The sequence below is a fragment of the Lacticaseibacillus daqingensis genome, assembly GCF_003946115.1.
Lineage (GTDB): Bacteria > Bacillota > Bacilli > Lactobacillales > Lactobacillaceae > Lacticaseibacillus > Lacticaseibacillus daqingensis.
In genome coordinates this window covers 200,845-216,883 of record NZ_RHOH01000003.1, presented here as the reverse complement: position 1 = coordinate 216,883, position 16,039 = coordinate 200,845, and the positions used below count along the sequence as shown (strand labels likewise).

At 64.4% G+C, this 16,039-nt stretch carries 14 protein-coding genes and 1 pseudogene; 5 read left to right on the top strand and 10 right to left on the bottom strand.

Features of this window, described 5'->3' with window-relative positions:
* The first annotated feature begins 3 nt into the window (after positions 1-3).
* A complete protein-coding gene (locus EKM88_RS05835; RefSeq protein ID WP_125704125.1) occupies positions 4-2,601 on the top strand; it encodes an ABC transporter permease in 2,598 nt (865 codons plus the stop codon).
* 101 nt (positions 2,602-2,702) lie between these two features.
* A complete protein-coding gene (locus EKM88_RS05830; protein ID WP_125704123.1) occupies positions 2,703-3,719 on the top strand; it encodes an alpha-L-fucosidase in 1,017 nt (338 codons plus the stop codon).
* Positions 3,720-3,909: 190 nt separating this feature from the next.
* Here EKM88_RS05830 and abc-f read toward each other — a convergent pair whose 3' ends face one another.
* The 5 genes from abc-f to EKM88_RS05805 form a co-directional block, all read right to left on the bottom strand.
* Positions 3,910-5,418 carry a ribosomal protection-like ABC-F family protein gene (gene abc-f / locus EKM88_RS05825; RefSeq protein ID WP_125704121.1) on the bottom strand — a complete coding sequence of 503 codons (1,509 nt, stop codon included), beginning with the start codon at positions 5,416-5,418 and terminating at the stop codon, positions 3,910-3,912.
* Positions 5,419-5,667: 249 nt separating this feature from the next.
* Complete coding sequence (locus EKM88_RS05820) at positions 5,668-6,381, bottom strand: L,D-transpeptidase (protein ID WP_125704119.1); 714 nt, start codon at positions 6,379-6,381, stop codon at positions 5,668-5,670.
* 16 nt (positions 6,382-6,397) lie between these two features.
* A complete protein-coding gene (locus tag EKM88_RS05815) occupies positions 6,398-7,015 on the bottom strand; it encodes an SDR family oxidoreductase (RefSeq protein WP_125704117.1) in 618 nt (205 codons plus the stop codon).
* Between the two features lie 36 nt (positions 7,016-7,051).
* Positions 7,052-7,897: an aldo/keto reductase gene (locus tag EKM88_RS05810; protein ID WP_125704115.1), complete on the bottom strand. Its 846-nt coding sequence runs from the start codon at positions 7,895-7,897 to the stop codon at positions 7,052-7,054.
* Positions 7,898-7,990: 93 nt separating this feature from the next.
* Positions 7,991-9,160 carry an iron-containing alcohol dehydrogenase gene (locus EKM88_RS05805; protein WP_125704113.1) on the bottom strand — a complete coding sequence of 390 codons (1,170 nt, stop codon included), beginning with the start codon at positions 9,158-9,160 and terminating at the stop codon, positions 7,991-7,993.
* A gap of 192 nt (positions 9,161-9,352) precedes the next feature.
* On the opposite strand from EKM88_RS05805, the pseudogene EKM88_RS05800 reads away from it, so the two are divergent.
* Together EKM88_RS05800 and EKM88_RS05795 are read left to right on the top strand one after the other, a co-directional pair.
* Positions 9,353-10,010, top strand: a pseudogene (locus tag EKM88_RS05800) (AIM24 family protein).
* Positions 10,011-10,073: 63 nt separating this feature from the next.
* Positions 10,074-10,958, top strand: a complete 885-nt coding sequence (locus EKM88_RS05795) for an NAD(P)H-dependent flavin oxidoreductase (RefSeq protein ID WP_125704111.1) — start codon at positions 10,074-10,076, stop codon at positions 10,956-10,958.
* A gap of 73 nt (positions 10,959-11,031) precedes the next feature.
* Here EKM88_RS05795 and EKM88_RS05790 read toward each other — a convergent pair whose 3' ends face one another.
* The 5 genes from EKM88_RS05790 to EKM88_RS05770 form a co-directional block, all read right to left on the bottom strand.
* Positions 11,032-11,625 carry a DUF1648 domain-containing protein gene (locus EKM88_RS05790; RefSeq protein ID WP_125704109.1) on the bottom strand — a complete coding sequence of 198 codons (594 nt, stop codon included), beginning with the start codon at positions 11,623-11,625 and terminating at the stop codon, positions 11,032-11,034.
* Positions 11,615-11,890: an autorepressor SdpR family transcription factor gene (locus tag EKM88_RS05785; RefSeq protein WP_125704107.1), complete on the bottom strand. Its 276-nt coding sequence runs from the start codon at positions 11,888-11,890 to the stop codon at positions 11,615-11,617. The genes EKM88_RS05790 and EKM88_RS05785 overlap by 11 nt, the downstream gene beginning before the upstream one ends.
* A 128-nt stretch (positions 11,891-12,018) precedes the next feature.
* Positions 12,019-13,758, bottom strand: a complete 1,740-nt coding sequence (locus EKM88_RS05780; RefSeq protein ID WP_125704105.1) for a 1-deoxy-D-xylulose-5-phosphate synthase — start codon at positions 13,756-13,758, stop codon at positions 12,019-12,021.
* 146 nt (positions 13,759-13,904) lie between these two features.
* Positions 13,905-14,927, bottom strand: coding sequence for a permease prefix domain 1-containing protein (locus EKM88_RS05775; protein WP_125704103.1), 1,023 nt, complete (start codon positions 14,925-14,927; stop codon positions 13,905-13,907).
* A gap of 1 nt (position 14,928) precedes the next feature.
* The gene (locus EKM88_RS05770) at positions 14,929-15,258 is read right to left on the bottom strand and encodes a PadR family transcriptional regulator (protein WP_125704101.1); all 330 of its coding nucleotides are present in this window, start codon (positions 15,256-15,258) and stop codon (positions 14,929-14,931) included.
* Between the two features lie 152 nt (positions 15,259-15,410).
* Between EKM88_RS05770 and EKM88_RS05765 the strand changes: the two genes are divergently transcribed.
* Positions 15,411-15,962 carry a GNAT family N-acetyltransferase gene (locus EKM88_RS05765; RefSeq protein WP_125704099.1) on the top strand — a complete coding sequence of 184 codons (552 nt, stop codon included), beginning with the start codon at positions 15,411-15,413 and terminating at the stop codon, positions 15,960-15,962.
* Positions 15,963-16,039 lie beyond the last annotated feature (77 nt).

The window sequence follows — 16,039 nt, the reverse complement described above, 5'->3', positions numbered from 1 at the left end:
GCGATGAAACCCATGACCAAAAACATGTGGCGTGAAATCGGCGCCAACCTCGGGCGCTTCATCGCCATCATCCTGATCATTCTGCTGGGCACACTGATTTTCGTCGGCGTCAAGGCGGCGGGGCCGGGGCTCAACGACTCGATGCACACCACGGTGACCCAAAGCCACCTGAGCGATGTGCAGCTGCTGTCGACTACCGGGTTCACCCAGGCCGATGTGACCACGGCCGAAAAGGTCGCAGGCGCGAAGGCCGAAACCGTCAAGTTCAAGTTTGTCACCGGGGGCACCGATGATAACGTGGTGGCGCTGTACGGCTACACCAAAGGCGCGACGCAGAACCGGCTGACGCTGCGGGCCGGGCACCTGCCGACCAAGGCCGGCGAGATCGTGCTGGACGAGCGCGCCCGGCGGGACTTCGGCTACCACCTGGGGGACACCTACCGCTTCGATGCCAGTGCGCAACTCAAGCGCCGCAGCTACACGGTGGTCGGCTTCGCGGATTCACCGCTGTACATCGACTATGCGAGTCGTGGGGCCGCCAATGTGGGGGACGGTACCGTGCGGTATTTTGCCTACATCCCCGCCGCGCAGATGAACCTCTCTGTGGCCACGCTGCTGAACGTGCGCTTTGCTGACCTGCAAACTGTGAACACATACAGCGACGCCTACACCGACCGCGTCGAAACGCGCACCGAAGCGCTCAAGCGGGTGTTCAAACCTCGGGCCGCGGCACGCACCAAGGCGCTGTTAGCCACCGCGACCAAGCAGTTGGATGCCCAGCAGGCGCAGCTCGATGCGGGCCAGGCCCAACTTGAGGCCGCGCAGGCCCAGCTCGCCGCGCAGTCCGGCGGGGCCGTCACGAGCACGCCGGCGCTGGCCGCGCAACAGGCGCAGTTGGCCGCCAGCCAGAAGCAGCTGACCGCGGCGCGCCAGCGGGCCGAAGCGGCCGCTAAAACCACATACACCTGGCAGACGCGTGCGGACCTGTCCGGATTTACCGCCTACGGGGACTCATCGGAGCGCATTGCGGCCATCGCTAACGTGTTCCCGGTGTTCTTCTTCCTGATCGCGGCGCTGATCACTTTCACCACGATCACGCGCATGGTCGAGGAGGCGCGCGGCCAGATCGGCACCTTCAAGGCCCTCGGCTACACCAAGTGGGCGATCGCGCGCAACTACCTGACCTACGCGCTGATGGCCGGGGTGATCGGCGCCACGCTCGGCGGCGTCATCGGCAACCTGACCCTGCCGCGGCTGGTGATCTCGCTGTATCACCAGTGCATTCCAATGGTGGTGACGGTGCCGTTCATGTGGGGCATCTTTGCGCTTGCCATGACATTCGCACTGCTGGCCACGGTCGGCGCGGCCATCATCGTCGTGCGCCGGGAGCTGGCGGAAAAACCGGCGGCCTTGATGCGGCCCCGGGCCCCGAAGTCGGCCAAGCGCATCCTGCTGGAGCGGATCACGCCGCTGTGGCGCCGGCTCAGTTTTCACCAGAAGGTCAGCTACCGTAACCTGTTCCGGTATAAGAGCCGCATGGTGATGACCATCGTCGGCATTGCCGGGGGCACGGCGCTGCTGTTGACCGGCTTCGGGCTGCGCGACTCGATCAGCGCCACGGCCACCGCGCAGTACGGCGGCGTGTTCCACTACGATGCGCTGGTGGCGCTGAAGCAGGCCGGCCACGACCAAGCGGCGCGCACGGTGCTGGCCAAGGACGCGCGGTTCCAAAGCGCGGCCGCCATCGCCACCACCGTCGGCAAGGCGACCGCCAATGGCGCGCAGATCAATGAGGTCAACCTGTTCACCCCGCTGACCACCACGCATTTTGACCGCTATGTGACGCTGAGCGCCAAGCTTCCGGCGCGCGGCCTGATCATCAGCCGCAAAATCGCGGTGCGCCTGGGCGTCAAGGCAGGTGCGCACGTCACCTTCACGCCGACGAACGGGGCCCCAGTGCGCGTCCGGGTCGCCGCGGTCACGCCGAACTACATGGGCGTGTTCGCTTACATGAGCCCGGCGGCCTACCGCGCCGCGTTCGGCCAGCCCGCCAAAGTCTCGGGGCTGCTGGTGCGGTTGAAGGCCGCCACGGCCAAGCAGCAGGACCGGCTGGCCCATGCGCTGTTGGCCGACGGTGAGGCGCTGGGCACCAGCTTCACCAGCGATCAGCTGACCAGCATCGACACGATGGCGCAAACCATGACGCCGGTGGTGCTGATTTTCATCCTGCTGTCCGGGGTGCTGTCGTTCGTTGTCCTGTACAACCTGACGAACATCAACGTCTCCGAGCGCATTCGCGAGCTGTCGACCATCAAGGTGCTCGGCTTTTTCGACCGCGAGGTGACGATGTACATCGTGCGGGAAAACATCGTGATGACGCTGATCGGCATCGTGTTTGGCTACGGGGCCGGCTGGGCGCTGTTGGCCTTCATCCTCAAGCAGGCCGCTACACCGATGGTGATCTTCCCCGTGGTGATCCGCTGGCCCGGGATGGTGGCGGCCACGCTTTTGATGATCGCCTTCACCGCGATCGTGATGGGCGTGACGCACCGTAAGCTGCGCCGCGTCGACATGATCGAAGCGCTGAAGTCTAACGAATAGAAAAACTGGAACGGGCAAGGGAAACCTGCCGCGTTCCAGTTTTTTTGGACTGGTTGCCCCGCGCTGGCGTGGTATGCTAGCCCAAACAGGAGGCGATGCTTATGACAACGACACACACGGACTGGTTCCGCCACGCCGAGTACGGCATGATGATCCACTGGGGGCTGTACAGCCTGCTGGCCGGGGAGTACCGCGGGCAGCTCACCACTGGGTACGCCGAGTGGCTCCAGGCGGACCGGCAGATCCCCAACGCCGAGTACGGCAAGCTGGCGACGGCGTTTGATCCGCTGTACTTTGATGCGCCGGCGCTCGTCGCCTTGGCGCAGGCGGCGGGGATGCGGTACCTAGTCGTGACCGCCAAGCACCACGATGGCTTTGCGCTGTACGATAGCGCAGTGGATGACTACAATGTCGTGGCTGCCACGCCGTTTGGTCGGGATGTGATCGGCGAGCTCGCGGCCGCGTGTCGGGCCGCGGGGCTGCGCTTTGGCGTGTATTACTCACAGGATCTGGATTGGCACGAGCCGAACGGCGGCGGCTACACCGCGGACCCGAGCACGGCGGCTGGCGTCACCTGGGACAACCGCTGGGATTTTCCCGATGTGGCCGCCAAGGACTATGCGCAGTGCTTTGACGCCAAAATCGTGCCCCAGGTCCGCGAGCTGATGACGCACTACGGCGATATTGCGACCGCCTGGTTCGATGTGCCGGTGACGCTCAGCACGGCGCAAAGCCAGGCGCTGTACGCGGTGGTCAAGGCGGCGCAGCCGGACTGCCTGATCAACTCGCGGCTGGGGAATGGCACCTACGATTACGTCGAGTTGGGCGACAACGAGGTGCCTGACGCGCTGGTGGCCCCAGCCCAAGTAGATTACAACGCGCTCAATGGGGCCAAGCCGTCGCCGCACGGGCTGTACGAGTCCGCCGGCACCACCAACCACTCGTGGGGATATTCGGCGCATGACCAGGACTGGCTGACGCCGGCGGCCATTGCGGGCAAACGCCAGCACTTGAACGCGTTGGGGATCAATTATCTGCTCAATGTGGGGCTGGACCCACTGGGGCGCGTGCCGGCGCGCGCCCAGGCGGCGCTGTTGGAAGCGGCCAAGTTGATGTAGTAGAGAGATATTCCCCACAATGGGAATAAAAAAAGCTGATAACAGGGATATACGCCCCATTATCAGTCTTTTTTTGAGTTAAATCAGGGAATGATGCAACAAACTGCACCACTCGACGGCCGGTTACCCACAGGCTTTCCCACCGCTGGGGGATAAGTGACTCGCCGGTGTGCCGTTATCCCCAGTGGGGTCACTTATCCCCAGTCGGGGGCGTCAGCGTGACGATCTGGGTGGCGACCTTGTGGATAAAGGCGGCATCGTGCTCGACCACCAGCAGCGTTGGCTGGTGGGCCAGGACGCTGGCCGTGAGCTGTTCTTGGTTGGCCAGGTCCAGGTAGTTCAACGGCTCATCCCAGATCATCAGGCTGGCGGGCGTGCCCAGACAGCGCGCAAGCTCGACTTTTTTCTGCTGGCCGGCGCTCAGGTGCTCGATCGGGAGCGTGAACGCCTCGCGCGGCACCCCCAGCTTCTTGAGGTTGTTCAAAAACGTTTCGTGATCCAGGTGGTGGGCCGCAGCGAAGGCCTGAAGCGGCCCGCGGTTATCCCCATAGGTCTGCCGTTGCGCGCTGAGCGTGAGCGACTGAGGGATCCGAATGGTGCCATGCACGGTGCCGGTGAACTGGTGCAGCAACGCCGCGATCAGGCTGGACTTGCCGCTGCCATTGGGGCCGACGAGGGCCAGCCGGTCGCCGCGCCGCAGGGTGAAGCTGACCGGAGCGAACAGCGGCTGGCCGTCGTAGTCGAGCCACAGGTCTTGCACGTCAAGGTAAACCTCGTGGTGGTCGGGCACCGTGTTCAGCGTGAGCGCCGGCACGGTCTCGATGTTTTGCAGCAGCTGCGCCTTGGCGGTCAGCTCGCGGTCCAGACGGTGTTCCAGGTTCTTGCGCTTTTGCATCACCCGCGCCGCACGGGCGCCGATGAAGCCCTTGTTGGCCACCGCACCGGAGCCGGGCTGGTGGGGGTCGCCGTGCTTGTCGCCTTCGCGGCTGGTGGCCCACTGCGCTTTTTGGCGCGCGGTTTGCTTCAGCCGGGCGATGTCCTGGCGCAACTTCGCGTCGGTGGCCTGTTCGAAGGCGTCTTGGTTGGCCTTCGCGCTGGCATAGGCGGAATAGTTGCCTGCCGTCAGTGTCACGGTTTGCTTGTCCAGCGCCAGCGTGTGGTCGGTGACGGCATCCAAAAAGTCGCGGTCGTGGCTGATCACGATGAAGCCGCTTTGCCGCTTCAGGTATGCGGCGACCTGCGCCCGGCTGGCCGCATCCAGGTGGTTGGTGGGTTCGTCGATCAGCGCGAACTGGTCGGGCAGGGCGAACAGCAACGCCAGGCGCACCTTGGTCTGCTCGCCACCGGACAGATCGGCGTAAGGACGCCACAGGATCGCCGGGTCCACGTTGAGCTGGCGCAGTTCGCGCTCAAGCTGCCACTGCTCGGCGGTGCTGACGGCCTGCATGGCGTCCAGCGTCAGCTGGCTGGGGTCAAGGATCGGTTGGGGAAAATACGGCGCGGTGCGCGGCATCACCAGCGTGCCGCGGCCGGTGAGCTGGCCTTGCAGCAGGCGCAGCAGCGTTGTTTTGCCGCGGCCGTTGCGCCCGACGAGGCCGAGGTGCCAGCCGGTGTCCAGGTTCAGGCTGACGTCTTGAAACAGCGGTTGGGCTTGCGTGGCAAACCCAAAGGTGAAATGGGTGAGTTGAATCGTTGGCATGATTGGCCTCCAGTCGACAAAGTTGTCGGTGAGGACCCACAGCACGCAAAAAGGCCAGGTCGGGAACCCCGAGACTGACCCTTAGAGAGGACGTGCCCGTCTAAGGTAAGCCATTGTCGAAAAACCGCAGACTGCGCCGATGCGCTGTGGGTCAGGGTTACAATCAACAATGGGCTTACTTCAATGGGCGTCACTCCGTTCGTTTATAAGATAATTGATACTTTAGCACCCCCGCAGCCAGCCGTCAAGTCAGCGAATGGTCACCGGCACCCCGGTCGGCACGTTTTCGTTGAGCCACTTGGCGTCGGGAATGCTGAGGCGCACGCAACCGTGCGAGCCGGGTTCCTTGCCGAGCTTGGCGGCTTCGGCGGCAATGTAGTGGCCGCTGGGGTCGGTGGGCACGCTGTGAAACAGGTACGTGCCGTGATCGAGGAAGCTCGTGTAGTAGTGCGCCCCCATCTGCTCGCGAGGGTTGTAAAAGTAGTCGCCGCGCTCGCGCTGAATGGCGAATTGCCCGCGCGGGGTCGTGTTGTTGATCCCCGAGGAGGCGTACATGGTGTACAAGACGGTGGCGCCGTCCTTGAAGTACACGCGCTGATCGGCCAGCGACACCACGATACTGAGGTGCGGGTGATCGGCAACGGTCGGGTAAGGCTTGTTTTCGGATGGGGCCTGCCAGTCGATGACCGGGGCGCTGCTGACCGCGACCGCTTTTTGGCTTGACGCCTGGCTGGATGAGGCGGTGGTGCGCGGGTGGGAAGTGGCGGCGCGGCTTGCGTGCGGCGCCTTGGCGGCCGCCTGGGGTTGGGTCTGCAAGCGCCACAAAAGCGCGGCCCCTACGAGCAACACGGCCAGCGCCCCAAGGCCCCACAAGGTCTGCTTGACCCAGCGTTTGAGGTGATGCGTGGTCAGATAGGTCGCGGTCGCTGCCAGCGTTGCCCGACATTTTTGCCCAACAGTCATGACTGGCTCCTTTACCCTAAAATGCTTGGGCGATCGGAATCGACCCACCGGTGATCTTCAGCGTCTCGCGGTGCAGGTCGGCAACCAGGCTGGCCGCCAGCACTGTGGCGACGTCCGCGCGGCTGATCTCAGTGGCGTGGGCGGGGGCCAGACTGATGGTGCCGGCCGCAGGCGCATTGGTCAGCGTGGTCGGCTGCACGATCACGTAGTCCAGCGTGGTGCGATGTCGCAGCCACTCATCGGCGTAGTGCTTGGCGATGTAGTAGTTGGTCAGCGGCGCAGGCCACTGGGTCCGGTCGTCTGCGGCAAAGGCGCTCAGCAGGATGAAGCGGCTGATGCCGTTGGCCGCAGCCGCTTCCATGGTTTTGACCGCGCCATCCAGGTCAACGGCCAGCAGGTCCTTGCCCTGTGACCCGGCGGCAAAAATCACGGCTTCAGCGCCGGCCATCGCCTGCGCCAGCGTGGCCACCGGCGCCGTCAGGTCAAAGGCGACCGGCGTGAACTCGGCGGTTGACGGGCCGGCCTGCCGGCTTGGGTCGCGGTAGCCGCCGATCACCGTGTCATCATTGTCTAAAAGGCGTGCAACAAGGTGCTGGCCGACTTGGCCGTGGGCACCGGCGACGAATACTTTCATCTTCGAGGACCTCCTTGAGGGACTGGATCAGAGACATCAAATCATCGCCAGCGGCACCTTGTGCGTTGGCGCGGGAAACGCGTGGTCGAGAACGGCCAGCTCGGCCGGAGTCCAGGTGACCGCTAGCGCCGCGTGATTGGCCTGCATGTGTGCCAGGCTGGCGGCTTTGGGGATCGTGAGGACCTGGCCGGTACGCAGCGTCCATGCCAGCATCAGCTGCCACGGGGACAGGCCCTTGGCCTTGGCCAGCGCCTGCACGGGGCGCGGCAGGGCGATCTGCTGGCCGTTGCCTGAGCCAAACGGCGAGTAGCCGATGGTCGTCAGGTGGTGGGCGCGATGGTACGGCAGCAGGTCAACCTCGATGCCGCGCGCCGCCAGGTTGTACAGCACCTCATTGGCCACCAGTGCGCTGCCGCCGGGCAATCCGGCCGCTTCCTTGAGGTCCGCCACGTCAAAGTTGGACACCCCGTACGCGCGGATGAGGCCGGCCTGCTGCAACTCAGCCAGCCCGGCCAGGGTCTCACGCAGCGGGGTGGTGCCGCGCCAGTGCAGCAGGTAAACGTCCAGGTAGTCGGTGTGCAGGCGCTTGAGGCTGGCGGTTAAGGCGCTACGCATCTTGCGGGCCGTCGCGTGCCACGGGTAAAACTTGGAGATCAGCGTGAGCTGGTCGCGCGGGGTGCCCTGGATCGCCTGGCCAACTAGGGTTTCGGCGGCGCCGTCGCCGTACATCTCGGCGGTGTCGATCACGGTCAGCCCGTGGTCGAGCCCCCACTGCAGGCTGGCGCGCTCCTGTTGGCGTTGGGCAGCGCTGCCTTCCCCGAGCCCCCAGGTGCCCATGCCCAGCGCCGGGACGGTGCGGTCGGCAAGTGTGATGGTTTGCATGATTCGTTTCCTTTCTCCCCAACGTGCGGGGCATGTTCAGTATACCATTGTCGACGCAAAAGGCCGCACGCGGCGGCCTTGTGGGTGAATCAATTATTCGGCGTCGTACGCCTGCTGGAACAGCGCGATCAGGTCTTCCTTGGTGCCCTTGCGCGGGTTGGAAAAGGCGTTGCCGTCCTTCAAGGCGTTTTCGGCCATCAGCGGGAAGTCTTCCGGCTTGGCGCCCAAGGCCTTGATGGAGGCCGGAATGCCCACGTCTTTGGCCATCTGGCGCATCGCCTTGATGGCAAGCTCCGCGGCTTCGCGGGTGCTCAGCCCATCGGTGTTTTCGCCCATGGCGCGGGCCAGCTCCGCGAAGCGGTCCGGGCAGGCGATCAGGTTATATTCCTCGACGATCGGCAGCAGCAGCGCGCAGCAGACGCCGTGGGGCGCATCGTACTGGCCGCCCAGCTGATGCGCCATCGCGTGCACGTAGCCGAGGTCGGCGTTGTTGAACGCCATCCCCGCAAGCATCTCGGCCTCCACCATTTTGGTGCGGGCGTCCAGGTCGTGCCCGTTGGCGACGGCCTGGCGCAGCGACTGTTCGATCAGGCGGATCGCCTGCAGGCACTGCCCGTCCGTGATGGCGTTACGGTTGGTGGACACGTAAGGCTCGATCGCCTGCACGAAGGCGTCCATCCCGGTGGCGGCGGTCAGCTTGGCCGGCACGTCCAGCTGCAGGGCCGGGTCGTTGAAGGACACCAGTGGAATGTTGCGCCAGGACACGACAACGAACTTCAGGTGCGTCGCCTCGTTGGTGATCACGCAGTGGCGCGTCAGCTCGGAGCCGGTGCCGGCGGTGGTGTTGACCGCCATCAGCGGTGGCAGGGCGTTATCCAGCGTTTCGATCCCGGCCAGCGTGGTGATGTCGTCACCGTTGGTCAAAATGATGCCGGTGCCTTTGCCGGTGTCGTGCGCGGAGCCGCCGCCGACCGTGATGATGCTGTCGCAGTGCTCGGCCAGATACAGCGCCTTGGCCGCCTGGATGTTGCGGACCTTGGGGTTGGGCTCGACCTCATCGTAGATGGCGTAGGCCACGCCGGCTTCGTCCAGTGACGCCAGCGTTTGCGTGACGGGGCCGTTCGGCACGCTGGCCAGGAACTTATCCGTGACGATCAGGGGCCGGCGCATGTTCAGCATCTTGGCGCGGGCGCCGATCTTGGCAATGACGCCGGGGCCGAAGAAGTTGACGCTTGGCATTAAGAAATCAAAGTTAGTTTTCATCAGTTGCCTCCGAGTTTCAGTTGATACGGTCATGATACAAAAATCACAATCATCGCGACACGGACAGATGCGCCGATTTGTCCGTTGACGGTGGGCTACCCAAAACGCTTGGTAGCGCGTACACTAGAGGTAGACGTGAGTTCTTGAACGAAGTCGCAGCCCCCGTGTGCGTGGGGCATGAAGGAGGACACGATGCAGTACACACTGAAGGGCGAAAGCCCGTTTCCGGTGGCAGTGGTCCGGCTGGACGCGGGCCAAAGCGTGCAGATCGAATCCGGGGCAATGATCTACCACAACGGCCGCATTGCGCTGGCCGGCAAGATGAACAGCAACGGCAAAACGGGACTGGGGGGCCTGATGAGCGCCATCGGCCGCAGCATGACCTCGGGCGAATCGTTTTTCATCACCACCGCTACCAGCACCGCAGACGCCGGCGAGATCGCGATCGCCCCGAGCAACCCGGGGCCGATCACGGCGTTGCCCGTGGACGCGACGCACCAGTGGCGCCTGAACACCGGCGCCTTTTTGGCCGCCGATAGCACCGCCAGCTACCAGATGGTCAGCCAAAGCGCGGGCCGCGCCCTGTTCGGCGGCACCGGCGGGTTCTTCATCATGGAAAGCCAGGGTGAAGGGGAAATGCTGATCAGCGCGTACGGGGACCTGATCCCGCTGGACCTGGTCGACCAGCCTGGACTACCACATCGAGGTGGCCAGCGGGACGTTTGGGTTCACCACTGGCGAGGGTCTGGTCAACCGCTTCGCCGGCACCGGCCGCGTTTACCTGCAGACGCGCAACGTCGAGGCCCTGGCAGACATGATCAAGCCCTTCATTCCAACCAAAACGGACTGAGCGGCGGTTTTTAAGCGGTGCCACCCTGCGGAGGGGGCACGGTAAGGAAAGGACAGCACACGCATGACGACAATTCTTGGGACGCGCCTCCCTTTGATCCAAGGCGCATTGGCACAGCTTTCAACCGCCCCGTTGGTCAGCGCGGTCAGCGCCGCGGGCGGCCTCGGTGTTTTGACCACGGTGGACTTGACGCCCACCACGCTCGCCGCTGCCATCGCGGCGGTGCGCGCGGCCACGGACCAGCCCTTTGGGGTGAACCTGATGCTGCAGCAGCCGAACATGGCCGCGTTGATCCCGTATCTGATCGAACACCCGGTACCGGTCGTGACTACTAGCGCCGGCACCCCCAAGGCCTTTTGTGCGGCGCTGCAGGCGGTCGGCACCAAGGTGGTGGCGGTGATCCCAAGCGTCAAGGTCGCGCGCAAAATGGTGGCCTTGGGCGTGGACGCCTTGGTGGCCGAGGGGATGGAGTCCGGTGGCCACATCGGGACCAGCACGACGTTCAGCCTGGTGCAGCAGGTGACCGCCGCGGTCGACCTGCCGGTGTTTGCCGCCGGCGGCATCGCGGACAGTACCGGTGTGCGGGCAGCCGAAGCCCTGGGTGCGGTCGGGGTGCAAAGCGGCACGGCCTTTCTGCTGGCCCAGGAGACGCCCATCGCGCCGGCGTACCAGCAGGCGCTGATCGCGGCCGATGACACCGCCACGGTGGTCACGGGACGCGCGCTGGGGGATGCCGTGCGCTGCCTGGCCAACCCGCTGACCGCCGCGTACTTTGCGGCCGAGGCTGATGGGGCGGACGCCGCGGCGCTGCACGCGCTGCTGGACGGCAGCCTGGGCCGCGCGATCGCCGGGGACGTCGACCACGGGACGATGATGGCCGGCCAAATTGCGGGCAAGCTGACTCAGGTGGCCAGCGCCCAGGCGATCGTGCAGGCGATGTACGCCTAGCGATGTCAATCAAAAACGGTCACCGAGTGTGCGCACGTTGCGCGGCGTCGGTGACCGTTTTTGACTTAGGCAATTAGCGGTATAGCAGTGGGACTACGAGCAGGCCCGCACAGGTGACCGCAAGCACCAGGGCGGCGGCCAGCGGCCCCAGCAGCAGGCTGATCAGGATGGCGAGCCCACCGGCTACCATCACGTGACCTTCAAGCCGCGCGGCGCGGCGGCTGAGGGTGCGCCGCTTGGGCCAGTGCGCACCGTAGTCGGCCGGCACCGTGGGCAGGTAGTTGCCCATGGCCAGAAACATCGCGCCGATCAGCAGCGTGGCCACCCGCCAGACGTCAATGGCCGTGCCGAGCGCAATTTGAATCGTCACGAGGTACAGCACTACCGTCAGCACCGGCATCAACCAGTGGGTGACGCGCTCAAAGCGCGGCGCCTTGGCGGTATCGCGCGGCGCCAGCACCACGATCAGCTGAAACACGACCATGAGAAGCGGCAGGCCGAAGACGGCGCCTGGGCGCGGCAGCCAGCCATCGGGTTGATTGTTCAGGCCCCAGTGCACGGCGATGCGGGCCGGCAGTTGGGCGTACACGGCCACCCCGTACAGGGTGGGGGCGAGGATGACAGGAATGGTTTGCGCCAGCGTGCGGCGCGCAGATTTAGCGGTCATGGGGGCCACCTCCTAAGGCATAGATCCAGCCCAGCAGCTCCTCAAACACGGAGAGGTTCAGGCTGTAGTAGATGAAGTTCTTATCCTTGTTCAGCGTGATCAGGCCCGCCTCACGCAGCAGCTTGAGGTGGTAGGACACCGTGGCCGGGGCGAGGTCAAAATTCGCGGCGATCTCTCCGGCGGTCCAGTCGCTGGTTTTGAGCAGGTCAAGGATCGCCCGGCGAACCGGGTCATTGATGGCTTTGAGCGTCTCATTCAGGGCCATGACGCACCTCCTATTTCGAATTTCATCTAAATTGTAGCGGCAAGCGGTCGCCGGCGCAAGTGGTATTTCGAAAATTTTCGAATCAGGTCGGCGCAAAAACCGCCACCAGATTCGGTGGCGGTGAAGCGTTACAGCTGCGCAAGAATGGCGGTCGTGATCAGGTCCGGCGTCAACTGGTCACGCTGAAGCAGGGCTTGGGTGGTTTCCCGCGCATTGAACTGGCGCTTGGCGCCGAAGGGGAGCACGCGGGTCGCCGTTGGGCCGAACAGCGCGGCGACTTTTTGCCCGAAGCCACCATCGAGGCTGCCTTCCTCCAGGGTGACAATGAGCCGATGCGCTGTCCCCAGTGGTAGGAGGTCCGCGGCCTGCCAGGCGTTGGCGCTACGCGGGTCAACCAGCGTGGCGTCGATGCCGTGGGCCAGCAGTTGGGTGGCCACGGTTTGGGCGGTTGGCAGCATCGACCCCAGCGCGAGAAGCGCCACCGTTTGGCCTTGATGCAGGACATGCGGAGTGAGTGGCGCGAAGGCCGGGTCAAGCGGGGCGCTTTGGACGCCGTGCGCCGGCACCCGGATCGCCACTGGACCCGCGGTTTGGGTCAGCGCCCAGTCAAGCTGCGCGGTCAGCTCCTCTTGCGTGGTGGGCGTCAGGTAGGTCAGGTTGGGAATGTTGGCGAGCATCGGAATGTCGAAGGTGCCTTGGTGCGTCGGGTCGCCGCCAGACACGGCGCCGCCGGTCAGGATCAGCACCGCCGGCAAGCGGTTGATGCCCAGGTCGTGGCTGAGCTGGTCGTAGGCGCGCTGCAAAAACGTGCCGGAGTGGAAGACGACCGGCCGCAGCCCCTGCTGCGCCATGCCCGCAGCCAGCGTGATCGATTCCTGCTCGGCGATGCCGACGTCGATGTAGCGCTCGGGGTACTGCGCGGCAAAGTCCTTGAGCCCAAAGGAGCCAGGGATGGCGGCATTGATGGCGTAAATCGGCGCGTTGTGTGCGGCGATGCGCGCAGCCAGTTGCGCACGGATCAGGCCGAGGTAGCTGACGCCGGTGCGCGGACGCAGCGGCTGGGCTGTGGCCAGGTCAAATGGCACGTGCCAGTGCCACTGTTCCTTATCGGCAACGGCGGGCGCGTAGCCCAGCCCTTTTTCGGTGTGCACGTGCAAAACGACGGGGTGGTCGGTGTCCTTGACCGCGGTGAAGGCGGCCGTCATCGCCGCCACATCGTTGCCATTGGGTTCGTAGCGGTAATCCAGTCCCATCGCTTTGAAAAAGTTCAGCTCGGCTTGGCCATTGGTGTCGCGCAACAACTTCAGGTTGGCGTACAAGCCACCGTGGTTCTCGGCGATGCTCATGCCGTTGTCGTTGACCACGATGATCAGGTTGTGCGCCAACACCGCAGCGTTGTTCAGTGCCTCAAAGGCCAAGCCGCCGGACAGCGACCCGTCCCCGATGACCGCGACAATGTTGCCGGGTTCGTGGCGGTGATCGCGCGCCAGTGCCATGCCGGTCGCCAGCCCGATCGAGGTCGACGTGTGACCGATGGTGAAGAAATCGTGCGGGCTTTCCTCCGGTGCAGTGAAGCCGCTCACGTCTTCATAGTGGGCGGGGTCCAGCCACGCCTGCTTGCGACCGGTCAGGATCTTATGCGGGTAACTTTGGTGCGAGACGTCCCAGACGACCTTGTCGGTGGGGGAGTCGAACACGCGGTGAAACGCGATCGTCAGTTCCACCACGCCGAGGTTCGGGCCGACGTGGCCGCCGGTGACGCTCACCTTGTTCAGGAGCACCTGCCGAATCTCCTGTGCCAGCGCCGGGAGCTGGGCGGCGGGAAGCTGTTTTAAATCCTTGGGGGAATCAATCTGTTCGAGTAACACTGTGCCTCACCTCAATATCATAATACTTATATTTTGAAAGTGTTGCGCGGGGAAGTCAACCACCTGAACCAAAAAGCGGCCTGGACCCTGGCAAAGTGCCAGGGCCTAGGCCTGATGGTTGGCGCAAAATTGCCCCCTGGCTCAGCTTAGCGTTTCTGCCGGCCGAGCAAGGGCCGCTCGAACAACCCACCGACGATCAAGATGAAGATGGCGATGCGCCACTCCTGCACGAGAAACCCAAACAGGAAAAACAGCGTGGTCAGCACCGGCCAGTAAAAGGCGCGCAGGCCGCCGCGCGTGGTCTGCGGTGCCGGTCGCTCGGCCCGTTCAGGCCGCGTAGGCCGGTCGGCGTGTCTCGGTCGCTCGTGGCGGGCGGCCCGCGCCATGGCTTGGGCGCTTGGGGTGGTGGGGTCTTCCCCGGCGTCCGCGGCAAAGCTTTCCGTGCCGCGCAACAGGCGCTTGAAGCCACCGGCCACGATGCTGGTGTAAACAATGAAGTAAACGCCCACGGCCACGAACAGAAAGAAGCCCAGGGGCCCCACGCCTTGATGGTTGCCGGCGTTATCAACGATCGGGGGCACCACGGACAGGATGCACATCATGATCCCGCCGACCAGGCCGATCAGGTGCGGGCGGCTGTACGCTGCGGCCTCAACCGCGGCCAGGTCACGAATGTGTTGATCGGTCGCGTATGCGCGCACGTGGCGCACGATGTCGCGGTAGCCGAGGCTGGCCGCGATGATCAGCCCCACGCCAAGTGCCGTGCAGCCGAAGAAACTGAGCGCCGCGAGGGTGTCGCTTGTGCCGCTGAACCACGCGGTGACGCCGATCCCGGCCGGGATCAGCGCGATCCCCAGCGCCAGGTAGCGGGCGAAGCACTCCGTTCCCGCCCAAAAAGCGGTGGCCTCCTCATCGCTGAGCACCGGTTCGGCAGGGGCAGCGGGCGCGGTCTCATCCGGGGTGACCTCCAGCGTGGCCAGCAACTCGTCGATGTCGCCGAACTCGCTGATGACTAACCCGACCGCGGCCGCTTCGGATTGGCCCTTGGCCAGCTCCTCGTGGTAGTGGTCCATCATTAGGTCGAGCAGGTCCTGCTTGGCCTTTTGCGTGGCTGGGGTGTTCGGCACGCGGGCGAACAGCCCGTCTAGGTAGATCTCAAGGGTTTCCATCTCACTCATCCTCCGTCAAAAATTGGGTCACAACGCGCTGCACCTGGTGCCACTCCGCCTGCTTGGCCGTCAGGTACGCCTGACCGGCGGGGGTCAGGTGGTAGTAGGTCCGCGGCCGGCCGTAACTGATCTCCCCTGGGTAGGCGGTGATGTACCCCGCCTTGGTCAGTCGGGTAAACGCCGAGTACAGGGTGGTTTCACGAATCACGTACAGGTCTTGGGTGCGGCGGCGGATCTCGTGGGCGATCTGGTAGCCATACGAGTCTCCTGCCGCCAGCACCGCGAGGATGATCGCGTCATTGTATCCCCGGATGCCATCGCTTGAGATCATCTGCTCACCTCATTACTTTATCTGTCGGAGTAATCATAGCATGATTACTCCGACAGATAAAGTAGTCCTTTGGGCCGATTTTTCGTGCTGGGTGCGTTGCCGCGCGCTGAGGAAAAAGGGTACACTAGCGTTAATTCATTGGGGGTGAGCGGATGTTCATGTATCCGGTTGATGATGAGCTGGCGCTGGTGCTGCCGCGGCCGGCGATTGATGCGCCGCGCTTGTTTGCGCTGATCGACGCGGACCGGGCGGGGCTCGGCCGCTTTTTGCCGTGGGTCAGCGCGCTGGACTCGGTGGCGGCCGAGCAGGCGTTTTTGACCCTGACGCTGGCCCATTTTGGCCAAGGTCAGTCGGTCGACTTGGTGATGGTGACCGGCGGGGTGCCGGTGGGCATGATCAGCTTCAACCGCTTCACCGAAGAAGACCGTGGCACCGACATCGGTTACTGGCTGGGGGCGGCGTATCGCGGACGAGGCCTGGTGCATCGCGCGGTGGGCGCCATGTGCACGCTGGCATTCACGGAGTACGGGCGTTCGCGCGTCGTGATTCAGGCGGCGGCCGATAATGCGGCCAGTAACGCCGTGGCCAAGCGCGCCGGCTTTCACCTGGACGGGTGCCGCCGAGCTGGGATTCAGCTCGCGGACGGCGCGCATGATCTGAATGACTGGTCACTGTTGCGCGCAGAGTGGCAGGCGCGGCACTAAGGTCAAAGGGTGCAACGAAAAGGTCAGCACGGCCGCGTTCCTAGTGCGGGGCGCGGCCGTGCTGACCTTTGTTGTCA

Excerpts from the sequence above, each read along its gene's own strand:
- EKM88_RS05820 (WP_125704119.1), bottom strand. The coding sequence starts at position 6,381 with ATGACTGTTGGGCAAAAATGTCGGGCAACGCTGGCAGCGACCGCGACC.
- EKM88_RS05795 (WP_125704111.1), top strand. The coding sequence starts at position 10,074 with ATGACGACAATTCTTGGGACGCGCCTCCCTTTGATCCAAGGCGCATTG.
- EKM88_RS05835 (WP_125704125.1), top strand. The coding sequence starts at position 4 with ATGAAACCCATGACCAAAAACATGTGGCGTGAAATCGGCGCCAACCTC.
- EKM88_RS05765 (WP_125704099.1), top strand. The coding sequence starts at position 15,411 with ATGTTCATGTATCCGGTTGATGATGAGCTGGCGCTGGTGCTGCCGCGG.
- abc-f (WP_125704121.1), bottom strand. The coding sequence starts at position 5,418 with ATGCCAACGATTCAACTCACCCATTTCACCTTTGGGTTTGCCACGCAA.
- EKM88_RS05810 (WP_125704115.1), bottom strand. The coding sequence starts at position 7,897 with ATGCAAACCATCACACTTGCCGACCGCACCGTCCCGGCGCTGGGCATG.
- EKM88_RS05775 (WP_125704103.1), bottom strand. The coding sequence starts at position 14,927 with ATGGAAACCCTTGAGATCTACCTAGACGGGCTGTTCGCCCGCGTGCCG.
- EKM88_RS05830 (WP_125704123.1), top strand. The coding sequence starts at position 2,703 with ATGACAACGACACACACGGACTGGTTCCGCCACGCCGAGTACGGCATG.
- EKM88_RS05805 (WP_125704113.1), bottom strand. The coding sequence starts at position 9,160 with ATGAAAACTAACTTTGATTTCTTAATGCCAAGCGTCAACTTCTTCGGC.
- EKM88_RS05770 (WP_125704101.1), bottom strand. The coding sequence starts at position 15,258 with ATGATCTCAAGCGATGGCATCCGGGGATACAATGACGCGATCATCCTC.
- EKM88_RS05785 (WP_125704107.1), bottom strand. The coding sequence starts at position 11,890 with ATGGCCCTGAATGAGACGCTCAAAGCCATCAATGACCCGGTTCGCCGG.
- EKM88_RS05815 (WP_125704117.1), bottom strand. The coding sequence starts at position 7,015 with ATGAAAGTATTCGTCGCCGGTGCCCACGGCCAAGTCGGCCAGCACCTT.
- EKM88_RS05790 (WP_125704109.1), bottom strand. The coding sequence starts at position 11,625 with ATGACCGCTAAATCTGCGCGCCGCACGCTGGCGCAAACCATTCCTGTC.